17 protein-coding genes are annotated in these 20,496 nt (G+C 43.4%); all 17 read left to right on the plus strand.

The genetic code is table 11. The features are described 5' to 3' along the window. The first annotated feature begins 43 nt into the window (after positions 1–43). The 17 genes from BXY41_RS07720 to BXY41_RS07800 all read left to right on the plus strand — a co-directional run bounded on the left by BXY41_RS07720 (position 44) and on the right by BXY41_RS07800 (position 20,427). Entirely contained in the window at positions 44–1,180 is a 1,137-nt protein-coding gene (locus BXY41_RS07720; protein ID WP_104436240.1) for a carbohydrate kinase family protein, read from the plus strand. 20 nt (positions 1,181–1,200) lie between these two features. After that, complete coding sequence (locus BXY41_RS07725) at positions 1,201–2,073, plus strand: class II fructose-bisphosphate aldolase (protein WP_104436241.1); 873 nt, start codon at positions 1,201–1,203, stop codon at positions 2,071–2,073. A gap of 5 nt (positions 2,074–2,078) precedes the next feature. Beyond that, entirely contained in the window at positions 2,079–2,759 is a 681-nt protein-coding gene (locus tag BXY41_RS07730) for a D-lyxose/D-mannose family sugar isomerase (protein WP_104436242.1), read from the plus strand. Positions 2,760–2,938: 179 nt separating this feature from the next. Continuing rightward, positions 2,939–4,045 carry a sugar ABC transporter substrate-binding protein gene (locus BXY41_RS07735; RefSeq protein ID WP_104436243.1) on the plus strand — a complete coding sequence of 369 codons (1,107 nt, stop codon included), beginning with the start codon at positions 2,939–2,941 and terminating at the stop codon, positions 4,043–4,045. Between the two features lie 113 nt (positions 4,046–4,158). Next, positions 4,159–5,646, plus strand: coding sequence for a sugar ABC transporter ATP-binding protein (locus tag BXY41_RS07740; RefSeq protein ID WP_104436317.1), 1,488 nt, complete (start codon positions 4,159–4,161; stop codon positions 5,644–5,646). Between the two features lie 18 nt (positions 5,647–5,664). Continuing rightward, positions 5,665–6,633: an ABC transporter permease gene (locus BXY41_RS07745; protein ID WP_104436244.1), complete on the plus strand. Its 969-nt coding sequence runs from the start codon at positions 5,665–5,667 to the stop codon at positions 6,631–6,633. 86 nt (positions 6,634–6,719) lie between these two features. Then, positions 6,720–7,667, plus strand: coding sequence for a sugar ABC transporter substrate-binding protein (locus tag BXY41_RS07750; protein WP_104436245.1), 948 nt, complete (start codon positions 6,720–6,722; stop codon positions 7,665–7,667). A gap of 7 nt (positions 7,668–7,674) precedes the next feature. Then, positions 7,675–8,988, plus strand: coding sequence for a sensor histidine kinase (locus tag BXY41_RS07755; protein WP_104436246.1), 1,314 nt, complete (start codon positions 7,675–7,677; stop codon positions 8,986–8,988). Next, positions 8,981–9,676 (plus strand): response regulator transcription factor, encoded by a 696-nt coding sequence (locus tag BXY41_RS07760; RefSeq protein WP_104436247.1) that lies wholly within the window; start codon positions 8,981–8,983, stop codon positions 9,674–9,676. The genes BXY41_RS07755 and BXY41_RS07760 overlap by 8 nt, the downstream gene beginning before the upstream one ends. Next, positions 9,673–10,989 carry an ABC transporter substrate-binding protein gene (locus tag BXY41_RS07765; RefSeq protein ID WP_104436248.1) on the plus strand — a complete coding sequence of 439 codons (1,317 nt, stop codon included), beginning with the start codon at positions 9,673–9,675 and terminating at the stop codon, positions 10,987–10,989. The genes BXY41_RS07760 and BXY41_RS07765 overlap by 4 nt, the downstream gene beginning before the upstream one ends. 178 nt (positions 10,990–11,167) lie before the next feature. Next, the gene (locus BXY41_RS07770) at positions 11,168–12,571 is read left to right on the plus strand and encodes a sulfatase family protein (RefSeq protein ID WP_170072257.1); all 1,404 of its coding nucleotides are present in this window, start codon (positions 11,168–11,170) and stop codon (positions 12,569–12,571) included. A gap of 168 nt (positions 12,572–12,739) precedes the next feature. Then, on the plus strand, positions 12,740–14,248 hold the full coding sequence (locus BXY41_RS07775; RefSeq protein ID WP_104436250.1) for a sugar ABC transporter ATP-binding protein: 1,509 nt from the start codon (positions 12,740–12,742) through the stop codon (positions 14,246–14,248). Between the two features lie 14 nt (positions 14,249–14,262). Continuing rightward, on the plus strand, positions 14,263–15,222 hold the full coding sequence (locus BXY41_RS07780) for an ABC transporter permease (RefSeq protein ID WP_170072259.1): 960 nt from the start codon (positions 14,263–14,265) through the stop codon (positions 15,220–15,222). A 12-nt stretch (positions 15,223–15,234) separates the two neighbouring features. Continuing rightward, positions 15,235–16,557 (plus strand): hypothetical protein, encoded by a 1,323-nt coding sequence (locus tag BXY41_RS07785; protein ID WP_104436252.1) that lies wholly within the window; start codon positions 15,235–15,237, stop codon positions 16,555–16,557. An 11-nt stretch (positions 16,558–16,568) separates the two neighbouring features. Continuing rightward, positions 16,569–17,591, plus strand: a complete 1,023-nt coding sequence (locus BXY41_RS07790) for an ABC transporter permease (RefSeq protein WP_104436253.1) — start codon at positions 16,569–16,571, stop codon at positions 17,589–17,591. 12 nt (positions 17,592–17,603) lie between these two features. Continuing rightward, a complete protein-coding gene (locus BXY41_RS07795; RefSeq protein WP_104436254.1) occupies positions 17,604–19,055 on the plus strand; it encodes a sulfatase family protein in 1,452 nt (483 codons plus the stop codon). Positions 19,056–19,068: 13 nt separating this feature from the next. Continuing rightward, entirely contained in the window at positions 19,069–20,427 is a 1,359-nt protein-coding gene (locus tag BXY41_RS07800) for a sulfatase family protein (protein WP_104436255.1), read from the plus strand. The last annotated feature ends 69 nt before the right edge of the window (positions 20,428–20,496 follow it).

Below are 20,496 nucleotides of genomic sequence, written 5' to 3' on the forward strand. Positions count from 1 at the left end.
CTCCTGTGGTTGTTATGATGAAGACAGGAAAGGGGGTATTTATATGCCAGATGAGGCGGGAAATAAAAAAATAATTGTTGCCGGACACATTTCACTGGATATTACACCGGTCTTTAAAAGCAGTGACGGAAGGAAAATTTTAAAGTCCTTCCAGCCCGGTAAACTTTTAGAAGTGGGAAACGCCAACATATCCGGAGGCGGAGCGGTTTTTAACACAGGGCTTGGGCTGCATGCTCTGGGAGCAGATGTCCTTTTAATGGCAAACACAGGGGATGATGACTTTGGACAGATCCTAAAAGGAAAGATACAGAAAAGAGGGTGTGAAAGCTGTATTACGGTTATTCCCGGAGAGGATACATCCTACACAATTGTTCTGGCACCACAGGGGGTTGACCGGTTATTTCTTCATAATCCCGGTTGTAATGACACCTTTGGCTTTGAACATGTGGATTTTAGTAAAGTGGCAAAAGCAGCTCATTTTCATTTTGGTTATCCAACATTGATGAAACGGTTTTTCCAGAATGATGGGCAGGAATTAAAAGCGCTTTTTTGCCGCATCAAAGAGCTTGGACTAACCACTTCGCTGGATCTGGCGGCGGTGGATCCGGATTCGGAAGCTGCATCCTGCTGCTGGGACCGGATTTTTGATTCCGTGCTTCCCTATGTGGATTTTTTTGTACCCAGTATCGAAGAACTGGGGTTTTTGTTAAACCGCCCCCTCTATGAGAAATGGCAGGAAATTGCTGACGGCGATGATATTACCTCCATTCTCTCTTTAAAGAAAGATGTGGAAACCATTGCAGACCAGGCCCTGCAGCTGGGCGCAAAGGCAGTTCTTTTAAAATGCGGTGCATCCGGAATGTTCTTAAAGACAGCTTCAAAACAGGCATTTGCTGATGGCCCGGATATCTTAAAAGGCTGGGCAGATATTTCTTACTTCCAGAACAGCTTTCTGCCAGACCGGATTCTTTCTGCCACCGGAGCCGGAGATACCAGTATTGCCGCATTTATTAAAGCCATGCTGGAGAGACGTTCTCCAGAAGAATGTGTGAAACTTGCGGCGGCAACAGGTGCTTCCTGTGTGACTGCTTATGATACAGTAAGCGGGCTGCTGCCTTTCAGAACATTAGAGGAAAAAATCAATAACGGGTGGGAAGAACAGATACGAATCCTGCCATAAATAAAAAGGAGGAATTACATATGCTTGTTACCATGAAATCAATTCTCAACCTGGCAGAAGCCAGAAACATCGCGGTAGGTGCCTTTAATATCACTTCTCTGGAAGGAATCCAGGCAGTATTAGGAGCCGCGGAGGAGACGGGACAGCCGGTCATTTTACAGTTTGCACCTGTCCATGAAACAATTATCCCCCTTACCGTAATGGGCCCCATTATGGTTATGATGGCAGAACATGCTGCCGTCCCCGTAGCAGTACACTTAGATCACGGAGATGATTTTAAGAAGTTAAAACAGGCCCTGGACATGGGATTCACCTCCATTATGTACGATGGTTCCGCCCTGTCTTTTGAGGAAAATGCAGCAGGTACTCAGATTGCAGTAGAACTTGCGGCTGCATATGGAGCTTCCGTTGAAGGCGAAATCGGTGCAATGGGCAGAGAAGAATTCAAAAGCGTGGGAGAAGACGAGGGAAATGAAGCGGCGGAAAGCTGCTACACAGATCCCGATCAGGCGGAAGCATTTACTTCGCTTACCGGAATTGACGCATTGGCCTGTTCCTTTGGCACTGTACACGGACTCTATTTAAAAAAGCCCAATCTGGACCTTGACAGAATCAGCCGGATTCGGGACAAAGTGGCTCTCCCCATTGTCATGCACGGAGGTTCCGGAATCAGCGATGAAGATTTTTATCAGTGCATCAAACGTGGGGTCCGTAAGATTAATTATTATACCTATCTGGCAAAAGCCGGCGGCATGTTTGTGAAAGAAAAAGCCGCTAAGGCTGAGGATGTGGTTTTTTACCATGATGTGACCCTTTGGGGAGTGGAGGCGATGAAAAAAGACGTGCTTCATACCATTAAAGTATTTTCTGGTATGGAACAGAAAGAGAGCTAAATGCGATGAAACGTTCTGAAATTAACAAAGCCTTAAAGGATATGGAACAGATGATTCAGATATGTGGATTTTCCCTTCCGCCTTTTTGCGGCTTCACTCCTGAGGAATGGAAGAAAAAAGGACATGAATACGATGAAATCCGTGACAATATGCTTGGCTGGGATATTACGGATTTCGGACTGGGGGATTTTGACCAGACCGGTTTTTCACTGATTACTCTTCGAAATGGGAATGTAAAGCAAAAGAAATATACAAAAACCTATGCAGAAAAGCTGCTCTTCTTAAAAGAAGGACAGTCAGCTGCCATGCATTTTCACTGGACTAAAATGGAGGACATTATAAACAGAGGGGGAGGCAACGTGCAGATCCGTGTTTACGAGTCCGGCCCAGACGGCGGTTTTTCTGATTCTGACGTAACAGTTAACAGGGATGGAAGAACTTATATGGTTCCTGCCGGAACCGTGGTAACACTCCACCCTGGGGAAAGCATTACCATTTATCCTTATCTCTACCATGACTTTCATGTGGAGCCCCATTCTGGTCCGGTGCTGCTTGGTGAAGTATCCATGTGCAACGATGATCAGGAAGACAATCGATTTTACCAGCCAATCGGACGCTTCCCCAAAATAGAGGAAGACGAGCCCCCTTACCGCCTCCTTTGCAACGAGTACCCCAAGGCAGAGTAATTGTGCAAAGTGATGAAAATTCAGCCATGGGAAATCCAGATTTACTTAATACAGCATATTAAATATGACAAATGTAATGAAAAACTAATTACATTGTGCACATGTTTTAAAATCACCAGAGTGATATGATATTTATGTAGCATATCACACAATTATATAATGTATAAGGAGGATTTACCATGAAAAAAAGCACAAAAAAGCTTGCCGCAATTCTGATGTGCGCAGCTCTTGCCGGAATGTCTATGGCAGGCTGCAGCAATGGGGAACCAGAAACAAAGGCGCCTGAAACAACAAAAGCAGCGGAAACTACAAAAGCGGAAACAAAGGCTGAAACAAAAGCTGAAGAAAAAACAGAAACCAAAGCTGCGGTAAAATCAGAATCATCTGTAAACATGGCAGACGCAAATGTAAAAAAGAAAGATCCAAGTAAGCATTATAAATTCGGATATACCTGTATGGACGGTACCAATCCATTCTTTGTAACAATCGAAAAGACCATGCGGGAAATGATTGAAGCCCAGGGAGACGAACTGGTTTCAGTTGATCCGGCCAATGATGTAACGCTTCAGATCACCCAGGTTGAGGATTTGGTCTCACAGAAAATTGATGCCATGTTTATGAATCCGGCAGAAGCAGAAGGAATCCTTCCTGCTCTGGATCAGTTAAAAGAAGCAAAGATACCAACGGTAGGCTTTGATACAGAAGTAGCTGATATGTCCTATCTGATTTCTTACACCGGATCTGATAACTATAATGCAGGTTTCGTATGCGGAGAAGATTTAGTAAAGAAATGTCCAAATGGCGGAGATATCATTGTTCTTGATTCCCCAACCATGAATTCCGTAACAGACAGAACAAACGGATTTTTGGATGCCATTAAAAACCACAATTTCAATATTGTTGCCCAGCAGGATGCAAAGGGAAATTTAGAGGTCTCCATGGGAATTGCAGAAGATTTACTTCAGGCTCATGGGAATGTAGTTGCCATCTTCGGCGGAAATGATCCCACCGCACTGGGCGCACTGGCAGCTGCTAACGCTGCAGGAATCAAGGACTGCAAAATCTATGGTGTGGACGGTTCTCCTGATATTAAGGCAGAAATGGCTTCCGGCACTTCCCTCATTGAAGGAAGCGGCGCTCAGTCACCAGTTAAAATTGCTCAGTCTGCAGTTAACATTATGTACTCCTACTTAAACGGGGAAGAAGTCGCTGACCGGTATCCCGTGGAAACATTCCTCATTACATCAGAGAATGTAAAGGATTATGGCACAGACGGCTGGCAGTAAATACAGATAAGAGGAACTATGCCTCCTGGAACAAGCGTGTTACATGCACCGGGAGGCGGTACCTTTTTTCCAGACTGACGTCATAAATGGATAACGAACAGGCAGGTGAATATATGAGTGAAAAAATTCTGCTTCAAATGAAAAATATACACAAATCCTTCCCAGGAGTCAATGCATTGCAGGGAGTGGATTTTGAACTGTTCCCAGGGGAGGTTCATGCCCTTCTTGGTGAAAACGGGGCTGGAAAATCCACGTTAATCAAGGTATTAGGCGGAATCTACATTGCAGAAGAGGGAGAAATTTTCATTGAAGGACAGAACGTGGTCATTGACGGAGTAAATGCTTCTCATGCCAATGGAATTTCCATCATCCATCAGGAACTGGTACTGGTCCCTCATATGACCGTGGCAGAAAATATCTTCCTTGGACGGGAACCTGGAAAAGGCGGTTTTATAGATCATGAAACAATGGAACGGGAAGCAGGAACGCTCTTAGATGATTATCATATGAGCATCTCTCCGGGAGCCTTTGTCAAGGATTTAACCATTGCCCAGCAGCAGATGGTGGAAATCGTAAAAGCCATTTCCTACCGTTCCAAGATACTTGTCATGGATGAACCAACCTCCTCCATATCGGATAAAGAGGTGGAATTCCTGTTTCAGACCATGCGTATACTGACCCAGAAAGGGGTAGGAATTATATATATTTCCCATAAAATGGATGAGTTAGAGCAGATCTGCGACCGGGTGACTGTTTTAAGGGACGGCACCTATGTAGGAACAAAAGTTGTGAAGGACACTTCAAGAGACCAGTTAATCTCCATGATGGTTGGGCGGGAACTGACAAAATATTATACCCGGGATTATAAAGAACCGGGTGATGTTGTATTAAAATGTGAAAACATAACAGACGGCAAGATGGTAAAGGGCGCCAGCTTTGAACTGCGTCAGGGAGAGATCATCGGCTTTGCCGGATTAGTGGGAGCAGGCAGAAGTGAAACCATGAAATGTATTTTTGGGCTGACCCCATGTCTGTCCGGAGAAATCTATGTAAACGGAAAACCGGCAAAGATCAGATCACCGTTAGATGCCATGAACTACAAAATAGCACTGGTGCCGGAGGACCGGAAGCAGGAAGGCCTTTATCCGGTACAGAGCGTACGCTTTAACTCTACAATAGAAGTGCTTCAATCTTTTATCAAAGGCATATTTGTCAATCAGAAAAAAGAAGAAGAAATAACCGGAAAATATATTGAAATGATGGATACGAAGACTCCATCCCAGGAACAGCTGATTGGAAACTTATCCGGCGGAAACCAGCAGAAGGTCATGATCGGAAGATGGCTTGCCACCTCACCTGACATCCTGATTCTTGATGAGCCAACCAGAGGCGTGGATGTAGGGGCGAAATCTGAAATATATGCAACCATGAATGAGCTGGTCAAAGAGGGAATGTCAATTATCATGATTTCTTCCGAACTGCCGGAAATTCTTAACATGAGCGACCGGGTATATGTCATGTGTGACGGTAGAACCACCGGCTGTTTCCACCATAGCGAAAACATAACCCAGGAACAGATTATGAAGCTGGCAGCCAAGTAGGAAAGAGGGAGAAATCAGATGACAACAAGAATTCAAAAAAATGTAAAACAGTATTTAAAAGATAACATCGGAATTATCGGTGCACTGCTGATTCTGTGTATTTTCCTGTCCATATTTCCAAAGACCAGCGGTGTGTTTCTGACACATAAAAATATATTTAATGTACTGAGGCAGATTTCTTCCAACTTATTTCTTGCATGCGGAATGACCATGGTAATTATTTTAGGAGGAATCGACCTTTCCGTAGGTTCCATTATAGCCCTGTCCGGCTGTGTGGCAGCAGGCTGTGTGGCACGTTACAATCTTCCCATATTTGCGGCCATATTAATCGGTATTCTCATCGGTACGGCAGTTGGTATGGCAAACGGCGTAGTAATTTCCAAAACAACCATTCCGCCGTTTATTGTCACACTTGCCACCATGAATGTGGCGAAAGGTCTGGCTTACGTTTATACCGGCGGTTCTCCCGTAAGAGTCGTTACGAAGAAATGGCAGTTTCTTGGTGCCGGCTACATCGGAGGAGTTCCCACCCCTGTTATAATCCTGGTATTTGTATTAATCATTACTGCAGTTATTATGAATAAGACAAAGCTGGGACGCCACATCTATGCAGTGGGAGGGAATTCCCAGGCAGCCAGATTCTCCGGAATCAGTACGGCAAGAGTAAAATTACTGGTACATACCTATTCCGGACTTATGGCAGGTCTTGCAGGTGTTGTTCTTGCTTCCCGCATGTATTCCGGCCAGCCCACTGCAGGAGACGGAGCAGAAATGGACGCCATTGCGGCAGTTGTGGTTGGAGGAACTTCCATGGCAGGCGGTTCCGGTAAAATCGGAGGCACCATTATCGGAGGACTGATCATTGGTGTATTAAACAACGGACTGAATCTTCTGAATGTCAACTCATTCTGGCAGTATGTAGTAAAAGGGATTGTCATTCTATTGGCAGTATTTGTAGACTACCTGCGGAACAAGAAAAAGGGCTAGAATTCTGCTAAGAGCAGGGAGCGTTTCCTTAACAGTGAAACGCTTTTTGTGGTATAATAAATAAAAAAACACGGGGGTGTTTATACATGAAGAGAAAGGCTGGGGTATTTCTCTTAATTGCACTGACTGTAGCCTTGTTTGCCGGCTGCAGCAGGAGGAAGGACGAAGCACCTCCTCATGAAGCTCTCATATTTGGTGCCACCTATATGACGCGGAATAATCCATACTTTAATGTTTTGGGACAGGGGATTGAAGAAGTGGTGGAAGCCAATGGAGATATTCTTTTAACCAGAGATCCCTTGCAGGATCAGAAGAAGCAGAATGAACAGATTGAGGAACTCATCGACGAAGGAATCCGCATGCTTTTCTTAAATCCGGTGGACTGGGAAGAGGTCCGTCCGGCTTTACTCGCCTGTAAAAAAGCAGGCGTGGCAGTGATTAACGTGGATACTGTGGTGAAGGACCGGGATCTGGTTATATCCGTGATTGAAACGGACAACTATCAGGCAGGTCAGCTTTGCGCCCTGGATATGATGAAGCGCAGGAAATCTGCGGATATTGTAATACTGGATAATCCCATTCAGATGTCTATTACCTACCGGGCACAGGGGTTTACCGATGCCATTGCAGGCAATCCCAACTACCGGGTGGTATACCGGCATGCGGCAGCAGGGGAAATTGAGGTTTCGTCCAAAGTAATGGAAGAGTTTTTAAGCCAGAATAAAGGGTTTGATGTGGTTCTTGGGGGCAACGACCCTACGGCTCTTGGGGCTCTGGCAGCACTTCAGCAGGCCAGAAAGGAAGATGGAGTCCTGATCTATGGAATAGACGGATCTCCTGACTTTAAGGCGATTCTGGACATGGGGTATGTGACCGGAACCAGTGCCCAAAGTCCCAAAGCCATAGGAAGGGTTGCTGCGGAAACCGCCTACCGGTACTTAAACGGAGAACCGGTGGACCCATATATCAGCCTGTCCAGTACTTTTATCACAAAGGACAATCTGGCTGAATACGAAATTGACGGCTGGCAGTAGGTGAGAGATGGAAGACAATAAATATAACGGCAGGATCAGGATTTTGCAGAACGCAATCCTGGTTATTAATATTATATCCGTAATGGGGATCAGCACTTTTATATACGCCACAATTGAAAAAATCCGAAGAGCCTACGATGCCAGAGAATTTTTAAATGAAATTCAGGCCATCGTCTGGTATCCCTATGCAAAGATCTGGCTGTGCGCCCTGCTGTTGGGATTTCTCACCTTAAGCATGGTGATCAGAGACCGGTTGTTTCCCAATAACAGCAAGGTTATTTTAACCAGTCTGGTTGCAGATTTTATTGCCTGCTTTGCCATTATCATTGAACTGAATTTCAACTATAACGGAATCCTGTTGCTGGTTTTTTCCAATGTTATTCTGTATGTAAAAAATGGAAAATCCAGATATATACTGGCAGCCGTTGCCATCGGAAGTTTTATTCTAGCCGATTATGAACTGCTGTCAATCTCTTACAGACTGTATTCCATACAGGATTATATTGCATTTTACAGTGCCTCAAAACAGCAGTATTTTCTCAGTGTTTATAACATTTTCATATCCTTGAATGTAATCCTTTTTGTTGCTTACTGCGTCAATATTATCAATGAGCAGCAGGGAAATATTGATGAAATACACGGATTAAACGAAAAACTCCACGATGTAAACGAACAGCTGCAAAAGTATTCTCTTATGGCGGAAAAAATGGCGGAAACCAGAGAACGCAACCGTCTGGCGAGGGAAATTCATGATACACTGGGGCATACACTTACTGGGATTTCCGCTGGAATTGATGCCTGTATTGCGATTATCAGCATCTCACCGGAACAGACAAAAAAGCAGCTGGAGCTGATAAGTAAAGTCACCAGAGACGGGATTAAGGACATCCGCCGTTCTGTCAGCGAACTAAGACCCGATGCTCTGGACCGATTCAGTCTGGAGTTTGCCATTAATAAGATGGTAACAGACATCAATGCAGTATCCGAAACAAGAGTCTATTTTGACTGCCGGGTAAGTAATTTAAAATTCGGTGAGGACGAAGAAAATGCCATTTACCGTGTGGTTCAGGAAGGGATTACCAATGCCATACGCCACGGGCAGGCAAAAGAGATCTGGGTAACCATGAAAATGGAAAAAGAAGATATTCTGATACAGATTAAAGATAATGGAATTGGGTGTAAAGAAATGAAAAGCGGTTTCGGCACCAAGCATATGAAAGAGCGGATTCGTATGCTGAACGGAGCTGTTACATTTGATGGAAGTGATGGTTTTATCGTAAATGCAAGAATACCGATCCGGAGGGGAGAGACCTATGATTAAAGTATTGATTGCCGATGATCAGGAACTGATACGCCAGAGTCTGCAGATTGTCTTAAACAGCAGGAAAGATATGACCGTTACCGATGTGGCGGCAGACGGCCAGGAAGTGATGCGGTGCATCCGCAAAAATAAGCCGGACGTGATCTTAATGGATGTGCGTATGCCTAAAATGGATGGGGTCCAGTGCACGAAACTTATTAAAGAAAGCTGCCCTCAGATTAAAATCATCATACTGACCACCTTTGACGATGATGAATATGTATACAATGCCCTGAAATACGGTGCCAGCGGGTACTTATTAAAAGGAGTCTCCATGGAAGAACTGGCCAATGCGATTACGACTGTCTACAATGGCTGGGCAATGATTAATCCGGATATAACAGCAAAGGTTTTAAGGCTGTTCTCCCAGATGGCAAAAGCCGATTACTCCATTACAGTCAAAGAAAAGAATATGGATGAACTGACGAGAGCAGAATGGAAGATTATTGCCCAGGTTGAAAAAGGAGCAAGCAACCGGGAGATCGCCCGTACTTTAAACTTATCAGAGGGGACCGTACGAAATTATTTAAGCACCATTTTAAATAAACTGAATTTAAGAGACCGGACTCAGCTTGCAATCTGGGCAGTACAGACCAACGTGAGAAATAAGGTGGAAGGGCGGCCCTTGGAAACAGAGGGGGCTTTATGAAAAAAAGGCGCTTTCTTTTAAGTGGGATGATTGGTTTGCTTCTGCTTTTGGCCTGCTTCTTTCTCTACAATAAAAACAGCCATCCCGTTATTCTGGAATTTGGTATGTTTACCGGAAGCAACTGGGATGTGGCCAGTGCCAACAGTTTTAAAATATTCGACCGGGCTATCGCAGATTTTGAAAAAAATCATCCCAATGTTAAGATTCACTATTACAGTGGAATTGCAAAAGAGGATTACTCCGAGTGGTGTGCAGGAAAGCTTTTAGAGGGAAAAACTCCGGATGTATTCATGGTGCTGGATTCTGATTTTGATAAGTTTACTTCTCTTGGAGTGATGAAGAATCTGGATGATTTAATGTCCTCTGATGACAGCTTTCACAAAGAGGATTTTTTCGCAACTGCTTTGGATACCGGACGGAACGGGGGGCATCAGTATGCCCTCCCCTACGAAGTGGTTCCCACTCTGATGTTTGTAAATAAGTCTCTTCTTGCAAAAGAAGGAATTGATATGCCAAAGGAAGACTGGACCTGGGAAGATATGGCTGAGATTTGTCAGAGGGTTACAAAAGATACGGATCAGGATGGGCTTTTAGATCAGTTCGGAACTTATAATTACAGCTGGCGGGATGCCTTATATACGTGCGGGGGCAAGCTATACGAGAACAATCAGGCTCAGATATCCTTTACTGACAGCCGGGTCTTAAATGCGGTTAAATACATCAAACGGCTGAATGATATTAATCAGGGGCAGAGCGTAACACAGGAAGATTTCAATGCTGGAAGAGTGGCTTTTATGCCTCTTACCTTTGCAGAGTACCGAACCTACAAAACCTATCCGTACCGGATTAAGAAATATACCAAATTTCAGTGGGACTGTATCACGTTTCCGGCAGATAAAGAAGGCGGAAATATATCCAAGGTCGATGCCCTGCTAATCGGCATCGGCAGCAAAACCAGACAGGAAGCCCTTGCCTGGGAATTTTTAAAACAACTGACCTATACCGGTGAAATGCAGATGGATGTTTACCGCTATTCCCAGGGAGTGCCTGCACTGAGAGCTGTGGCTTCTTCCCAGGAAGGGGTGAATTGCCTTCAGGAGGACATGGATGAAGGGGAGCAGGTTATAAGCAGCACACTCTTGTGCCATGTCATTGAAAACGGAATCATCGAACCCAAGCTTCTCCAGTATCAGCAGGTCATGAATCTGGCGGATGGAGAGGTCTCCAAAATACTGCAGGAAAATAAAAATGTGGACAGCAGTATGAAGATTTTTCAGCGGACTGTGAGTAAATATTTACAGCAGCAGAAATAACTAAGATCAGAGTGGAAAAGTGGAGTGTGTATAAAATACATATTCCGCTTTTTTTGTTGTGTAAGAATATAATATAATTTCAAGTTGAAATTATATGTGCAATATGTTAGAGTAAAATTAATTAAATGAATTAATAAATGCACATTAAATATTTTCAGCCGTAAAAAGGAGGATTGTTTTGAATCTATTATATTTAAACACTCATGATATAGGCAGATACTTAAATATCTACGGTTACAATGTAGAAACTCCCAATCTGAATCAGCTGGCAAGGGATGGGATGCTGCTTCGCAACATGCATTGTGCCAGTCCCACCTGCTCGCCAAGCAGGGGAGCACTGTTAACAGGACAATATCCACATAATAATGGATTAACCGGCCTGGCGCACAGAGGATTTGATATTACAGATAAAAAGAAACATTTAGCAGCATTTTTAAGCCGGCAGGGGTATGAGACCGTTCTGGCAGGTGTGCAGCATGAGATCAGATCAAGGTCAGAGTCATTGCTTGGCTATGAGAAGGTATTAAATTCCGAAGCTTATTACCAGAAAGGAATCCGCCAGGAAGAGTTCCTCACTATGCAGGATGAGATGGCAACAAAGGCAGCAGTTAATTACTTAAAATCCAGAAAAACTACAGACCGGCCGTTTTACCTGGCTGTAGGCTATGGCTGTACCCATAGGGAATATCCGGATTTGCCGTCAGACTATGACTTTAGCTATATTATGCCGCCAAAGGGAATGCCGGATCAATCCGGGACAAGACAGGATATGGCCCGATTAAAAATAGCAATAGAACGTATGGACCGGTATTGCGGAGAGATTCTTGAGACATTAAAGGCCCTTGGGGAATATGAGAAGACGGTGATTGTGTTTACCACAGACCATGGTCTGCCAATTCCAAAGGCAAAGTGTACGCTTTATGATGACGGCACCGGCGTGGCAATGATCGTCAAAGCACCTGGAGTAACCAGCGCAACTCAAAGTTCAGATGCTTTGCTGTCCCAGATTGATCTGTATCCCACACTTTGTGAACTGTTATCTCTGCCAAAGCCGGAGTGGCTTCAGGGCGTGTCCTTTTTGCCGGTTCTAAACCAGACAGCATCAGAAGTCCGAAGCGAGATATATGGAGAAATTAATTATCATATTGCCTGCGAACCTGTCCGGGCTGTCCGAACCAACCGTTACAAATACATACGTCATTATCTGACTGAATATCCTTATCAGATTCCCTGCCATATTGATGACAGCCAGCCCAAAGAAATTTTTCATCAGGCCGGTATTTTTGAACAAAAGCTGCCTATGGAGGAATTATATGATTTAATCGGTGATCCCCAGGAACGGAATAATCTTGCCGGATGTCCGGAATATGAAAAACAGAAAGTTGAAATGCGAAGTCTCCTGCAATGCTGGCAGCATAAAACAGGAGATCCCTTAGGGAATACTCAGACTGTATCCCTTCCAAAAGGAGCGATTGCCAGTACACCAGATTCCTACAGCACAAAAACACAGGTAATTCTTCCGGAATGCAGACAGTATTTAGAAGATTTAAAAGAGGTACTTCAAAATAATATAAAGGGCTAAGCCTGTCATTGTTCGAAAAGAGCAAAATAAAAAGTTGTAATTTCGATAAGGGATTATAACTTTTTTATTTCTGACCTGAATTTCTAAAACATTGTTCGGTTATTTGTGAGAAGTGGAATAAAAAATCCATTACAATGTGGTTATATCAAACGGAGAGAGGTCAGCACAATGAGAGAGAAAGGTGAAGTTGTATTAGAAGTCCGGAATATGTGTAAGAACTTCGGATCAACCATAGCCCTTAACCATGTAGATTTTCAAATCAGGAAAGGAGAGATACGAGGGTTAATAGGGGAAAATGGAAGCGGGAAATCAACCGTTTCATCAATTATTGCAGGAATGCAGCCAGCTACTGATGGAGAGATGTTTTACCATGGAAAACCATGGAAGCCAAAGACAATGTTAGAAGCGGCGAAAGCCGGAATCGGAATGATCGTCCAGGAAGCCGGAACAATCGACAATATCACAGTAGCCGAGAATATTTTTCTGGGGAACGCGGCTGATTTTTTAAAGGGACCCTTTGTCAACAGGAAGGCAATGACAAAGGCCGCCGCGAAAGCATTGACGGATTGTGGAATTGATTATATTAATGCGTCCTATCCCACCAGACTGCTGGATATGCAAAAGCGTAAGCTGGTTGAGATTGCAAAGGTAATGTCTTTGAATCCGGAGATATTAATTGTAGATGAAACTACCACAGCACTGTCCCAGCGCGGCAGGGATATCCTGTATAAAATTATGCACAAGCTGGCAGATGCGGGTAAGTCCGTAATGATTATTTCTCATGATATGGAAGAAATGATGACCCATTGTGATGTTCTTACAATTTTACGTGATGGTGAGATTATCGATAATCTGGATAAACAAGATTTTGAGGACAGTAAAATCAAGAAACTGATGGTAGGACGTGAGATTCAGGGTAATTATTACCGGAATGACAACGATACCTGGAGCGATGAAGTGGTCTTAAAAGCAAACTATATTACCACTCTGAATGATCTCATGTGTTTTAACCTGGAGCTGCACAAAGGTGAGATTCTTGGTATCGGCGGATTGTCAGACTGCGGCATGCATGCGTTAGGACGTGCTCTCTATGGTCTTGATGAGGTAATTGACGGTGAAGTAGTACTTACAGAAACAAATACGGTTGTAAAGGACAGTATTATTGCTTTTCAGCATGGCATGGGCTATGTATCCAAAAACCGTGATTCGGAATCCCTGGAACTTATGGCGCCAGTCAAAGAAAACATTCAAAGCACCGGTTATTGGAAGAATATCTGGAAAAAGCCTTTGATTGATTTTAAGAAAGAGAAAAAGTATGTAACAGATCAGGTGGAAAGCCTGTCAATAAAATGCCGGGATATCAATCAGCCGGTTCGATTTTTATCTGGCGGCAATAAGCAGAAGGTGGTATTTGGGAAGTGGATTGCCGCTGATTCCAGCATATTAATTCTTGATTGCCCTACCAGAGGCGTTGACGTAGGCGTAAAAGCTTCCATGTATCAGTTGATGTATGAAATGAAAAAGCAGGGAAAAGCGATTATCATGATCAGTGAAGAATTACCGGAACTGATCGGCATGAGTGACCGGCTTCTGATTATGCGGGATGGTGCAGTCAGCGGCGAATTTTACCGCAAAGATGGTTTAAATGAGCATGACCTGATTAATTACATGATTTAAGGGAGGAAATTCAAGTGAAACAATTAACAAAAATAAAGGAAAATCGTTATTTCCTGGAAGTGTTTCCTTTTGCTATTCTATTTCTTCTTTTACTTGTGTTTGGATTGGGTACAGGAGGACGATTCTTTGCAAAAGCAAATATAACCGGGATTTTTAATCAGGCACTCATAACCGCAACAGCCACCATTGGTATTGCATTTATCTATACCACCGGCAATCTGGATATCTCCATTGGTGCGGTTATTGCCCTGGCAGCAACGGTAGGCGGAAAAATCTATCTGGCAACAGAAAACGTAGTTATTATGATTCTGGTAACACTCCTGATCTGTCTGGCACTGATGGCATGGAATTCCACTTTATCTGTCAGCCTGCATATTAAGACAACCACAGCCGCAATCGTTATGATGCAGATTTATAAGGCAATCCAGGAATCACTGGTAGGTGCTGTAGATCTGGCTGTACCTTTTGCCATATGTTCTGCATTGGAAAAAAGCTCATTCCGGATCATTACCCTTTTGATGTATATGGTTCTGGCAATTGTAATTTACAATTTCACCCCATTTGGCAGAGCAATCCGCTTTATTGGAGGAAATGAAAACTGCGCTACCCAAAGCGGCCTTAGAAAGTCAACTTATATTCGCCTGAGTTTCCTGATTGCAGGAGTGGGAGTAGGTTTATCAGCCGTTTACACGATTATTCGCGTAGGAACCATTACTACCTCTACAGCCGGCAGTATGGGTATGGATGTAATGCTTGCTACTGTGCTTGGCGGAATGTCAATCTTTGGCGGAGACCGTTCCAAATGCTATGCCGGGGTACTGGGTGCAATTACGGTAGTCGTGTTAAACAAAGGGCTTCTTATGATGGGAGTGGATAACTCTCTCGTTCAGGGTATCCGGGGTATTTTATTCCTTTTGTTAGTGTATTTAAACAGCGAAAGACCTGATGTATTACCAACCAGAAAACAATTTTAGGAGGAATGAAGAATGAAAAGAAGAGTACTGGCAATTGCAATGGCATTCACTATGATGGCTGCAGGGCTGACGGGGTGTAAAAGTGCATCGGAGGAGGCAGCAGCTGAACCCACCACTACAGCGGCAGTCAGCAAAACGGCAGTGGAAAGTACGGCTGGTCAAACAACTCAGTCGGTAAATTACGATCATGCTGCTGATCATGAGAAATTTAAAATAGGTTTGGCATTTGGTGATATGTCTAACGAAAACCTGGAACGAATCGATTATCTTAAAAATTATATTGCACCAAAATACAACGTGGAATTTATTGTTTCCGAGGCACTTGATTCCGCAGAAGCAGAACTTAATTTTATCGAAAATGCGCAAATTTCCGGAGCTAAGGGAATTCTCAGTTTTGCCCCGACTTACTGGGAGCAGGCGGGAAATAAATGCCAGGAACTTGGCATCTATTATGCGGTACAAAGAACAGCTGATACCTCAAGCATTGACGGACTGGAATATTTCTGTGGCGGGTTTGGTTCTCAGCAGTCATCAACGGCGGCTCAGATGAAAATTGCTGCTGAAAACTTCCTTGGCGGCGGCGAAAAACACGGCATTCTGATACCAACTCTGCTGGCTTGCAAAAATAATGAGGCTCATCGTCTCAACGCAACCGCGATTATGGAAGCAATTCAGGAAGCATATGGTTTAAAATTCACCAAGCCAATTGATGAACTGATAGTTTCCGGTGAACCTGCAATGGCAGAAAACGATAAAGGAATTGATGTTTATCTGTATCCGGGAGAGATGAAAAACGAAGATGTAATCACAGGTATTTCGGCAGCGTTATTAACTGGAAAATATGATGTAGTAATGGGTGCCGGCAATACATACACACAGTTATCACAGATTATTGATGAAGCAGAGCGGGCATTTAACAAAAACATCATGGTGGCATCTGTTGGTGAATTATCCGAATCGTTACATACTGCAATGAATACAGATGACTGCACTGGTAATAAGGCTTTGGATTTTGCTGTAGTAAAGTCCACAACGGTAATTGCCGGAGAAGGTTTTGCAATTTTGATGAATGGTCTGTTGGGTGATTCTGACGTTCTCAAACCAGATGGCAAGGCAATGAAATTCCAGGCATTAAACTGGGGGTGTGACGGCCCGAAGCAATTGGCAGAGATTGAACAGCTGGATCAGGATGAATCCACTTATGTATTTAATTCTGCAATGATTGATAAGATGATTAAAAAGACTAATCCCACTCTTACCAATGAGGAAATGCACACCATGTTAGGTGATTTAACTCTGTATAATTGCTTAAAGATGTTGGGGCTTACCCAATAAAGGAGACTGTCATGAATAAGAGCGCACTTAGATTGAATATTAAAAATGCCATCTGTTCCTTTGGTGTACCTGTAGGGATATATCTGATAATGGAAATTATCTCTAGAGCGGTAACTGGAGCAGGAGTTATTAATAATATGGCAGATATGAAGAATCTGGCTCGAACCTTTGCCTCTTTGTTTTGTATTGCACTGGCTCTCAGCTGTAATCTGCCAGCCGGAAGAATGGATTTTTCACTTGGCTCCCAGATGATTCTGGCGGTGATTTTCGGCGGAAATATTGCATTAAGCCTGGGAATCGGAGGAATCGGAGTATTATTTTTCAGTATCATTTTTGGTGTGATTGCCGGCTTCATAGTTGGTGTGGCATTTGTAAAAACCAGAATTATTCCCATGATTCTTGGTATGGGAATGGCCCTGATCTACGAATGTATTTCATTCTCAGCATTTGGATCAAAAGGGCTTCAGACATTCGGAAACAATAAACTGGCAATTTTATCGGATGTATCTTTTATATGCTTCGTAGTGCTGCTGGTAACTCTGGTAATGGGATATTTATTTCTGATGTCACCATTTGGCTATAACCGCAAAGCAATTCAGGGAAATCAGAGGATTGCCATGAACTCAGGAATTAATATTTTCTCAAATTGTGTAATCTGTTATACCATAGCAGGCGGTCTGGTGGCCATCGCCGGAGTCTTTGATACCGTTTTTAAAGGTAATCTGGCACCGGTTTTAGGTATGGCTTCCCGCGCTACGGTTATGGGAAATATGTTTGCTGTTATGCTTGGAATGACGCTGGCACGCTTCAGCAATTCTGTAGTCGGTATTTTGATGGCTGTATTGTCAATTAAAATTTTAACTCTCGGTCTGTCCAAGCTGGCGTTAGACAACAGTATACAGACCATAATCATCTATTTCCTCTTCCTGATCCTGATGATCTATCGCATGAATGAAAGCGAGATCAAGGCATGGAAAAAGAAGAAATTAAGAATAGCAGAAGCAAAACGGATACGAGCAAAAATGGCAGAGTAATAGGAGAAAATCATGAAAAAACCCGATATATTAATATATTTGAGCGACCAGCACAGCCCCATCTTTTCCGGATGGGGTGCTGTGCCGGTTGAAACGCCGAATTTAGATAAATTAAGGCAGGATGGGACTAATTTTACAGAGAGTTACACCTCCTGTCCGTTATGTGTACCAGCCAGAATGTCAATGCTGTCAGCAAAACTGCCTTCCAGAACGGGTGTATATTCTAATTTTGATACCCTGGCGGATACCACGCCAACATTTCTTCATCCCTTTGTAGCTGCAGGGTATGAGACAGTGCTGATTGGGCGGATGCATTTTATAGGGCAGGATCAAAGACATGGTTTTACAAAGCGTCTGGTGGGGGATATCACACCAGTCACCTGGAACCGTCCAGGCGACTCATTAGCTGAGGAACGGGGAGTATTTAAGGACTGTTTTATGGATACCTGCTGTACGGATGTAATAGGAGGCGGAGAATCTCCGGTGCTTCATTATGATGAAGCAGTGGTGGAGGCCGCCCTTGAATATCTGTCTGAAAAGCATGAAAAGCCACAATTAATTGTAGTTGGAACCTATGGTCCCCATTATCCATATGTGGCGCCAAAAGAATTGTATCTGAAATATTTAGACCGTGTAACAGTGCCTGAAAGTTTTGAAACGGATATGCCCATGAACCGGCTGCTGGAAAAAAAGAAAAAGGATCGTTCCTTTGATGCGGACGGTGCCAGGCAGGCAATTGCAGCTTATTGCGGTATGATTGAGCATATGGATGGACAGATCGGCAGGGTAAGGGCCGCTTTTCACGATTATACCAAACGTTTCAATCAGTCTTCCATATTCTGCTACCTGTCAGATCATGGTGATCAGGTTGGAGAAAACCGCTTCTATGGAAAGCAGACATTTTTTGAAAAGTCGGCGAAGATTCCGTTTCTATTTGCCGGAGATGGCATTGGTGCTGCCCGGAGTGTGGCTGCTCCCGTCAGCATTATGGATTTGGGGCCAACGATGTGCGAACTGGCCGGGCTGGAATTTCCTGTTGAAACCGACGGAATCAGTCTGGCAAAAATACTGAAAAAAGAAAAAGAGCCGGACTATAAACGGGCAGTCATCAGTCAGTTCATGGCGGGCGATTTTAATGAGAGCAGATGCTATGCAGTTATGGTAAGAAAAAAGCAGTATAAATATATTACTTACCATGGCTATGAGGCAGAAGATATGCTTTTTAATCTTGCAGGTGATCCGGAAGAAAAAAATAATCTGTATTCTGAAAATCCGGATATAGCCAGTGAACTAAGAAGTATTGCCATGGCGATAGCGAACCCGGATCAGGAAGAAAAATCCTCCAGAGATCATTGGCAGATGTATAAATGGATGATGGCCTGGGAAAGGGAAACTGGTATGGACGACAGAGAACGCTGGAGTAAAAACCCGGTAACTGCCAGAGACTTACCAGAGGTCAGATAGGAGCAAGAGAATTATGAATAAAAAAAATATTTTATTTTTAGTAGCCGATGATATGAATTATAATTCTCTTGGTGCTTTTGGCTGCCCGGTAGAGGATATCAGCCCTAATCTGGACGGACTTGCTGCTGAGGGGCTCATATTGGAACGGGCTCATGTAACAGCCGCAATCTGCATGCCTTCCAGAGAGTGTCTGTTAACAGGTAAATATCCTCATCGAAACGGTGCACCAGGATTTAATCCCATTGCTGCAGATGTAACGACCTTAACGGAATATCTTCATAAATATGGCTATCTAAATGGTATTTGCGGAAAAGAAGAGCACTGTAAGCCCATTGAGAAATTTGAGTGGGATTATATGGGGGATGTATTTAATGCAAAACATCTCTATGGCAGAGCACCTTATATCTATTATCAAAAGGCAACAGAATTTTTTGAAAAAGCAAAAGCAGAGAATACACCGTTCTTCTATATGGCCAATTCTCACGATCCCCACCGCCCCTTTGCCGGAAGTGACCAGGAATTAAAAAAGTATGGGTATCATACTTACGCTTCCCGCTATTACAAACCAGAGGAAGTGGCTGTACCAGGTTTCCTTCCTGATATTCCTGAAGTCAGAAAAGAAGCAGCTGAGTATTTTTCCAGTGTACATCGCTGCGATGAAACAATGGGAATGGTACTAAAAGCATTAAAGGAATCAGGGATGTATGACGATACTATTATAGTATTTTTAAGCGATAACGGGATGGCTTTTCCATTTGCTAAAACAAACTGTTATTTAAACAGCAATCGTACTCCAATGATTGTCAGAGCGCCTGGTGTAACAAATGCAGGCGAACGAGATACGGCTCACTTTGTTTCAGGAATTGATTTTATGCCAACAATGCTGGAACTGTTGGAGCTGCCCATTCCAAACGATATGGATGGCCGTTCTTACGCAGCAGTATTAAAGGGACAAAAGGAATCCGGCTGGGAAGATGTTTATACTCAGATTACATCAACAGCCAGACATGATCTGTATCCAATGCGGGCAGTTCAGGATGCAGAGTATGCTTACATATTTAATGACTGGTCAGATGGCAGTTATCAGTTTATGAATGAATCAAAATTCGGCCGGACTTATCGGGCGATGGTGGAAGAATCAAAAACCAATGAAGCGGTTGCTGCCCGCGTTCAAATGTATGATTACCGGAGTAAAGAAGAGTTGTATGATTTAAAGAAGGATCCAGATGCCCTGGAAAATTTAATTGACAGGCCTGAATATCTGGAGACCGTGATTCGCTACCGTCAGAAAATGTTAAGATATATGGAAAATACCAAAGATGCGATTGTCGTTCAGTATCAGAAAGCAATACTGGATTTGGATGAGTATTAAGGAGCTGTTTGTATAAAAAGGGCAAACCGGATTGATTTATCGTTTGGCCCTTTTTGTAATGTAACAAAC

This window comes from Lacrimispora xylanisolvens (genome assembly GCF_002934545.1).
GTDB classification, from domain to species: Bacteria; Bacillota; Clostridia; order Lachnospirales; family Lachnospiraceae; genus Lacrimispora; species Lacrimispora xylanisolvens.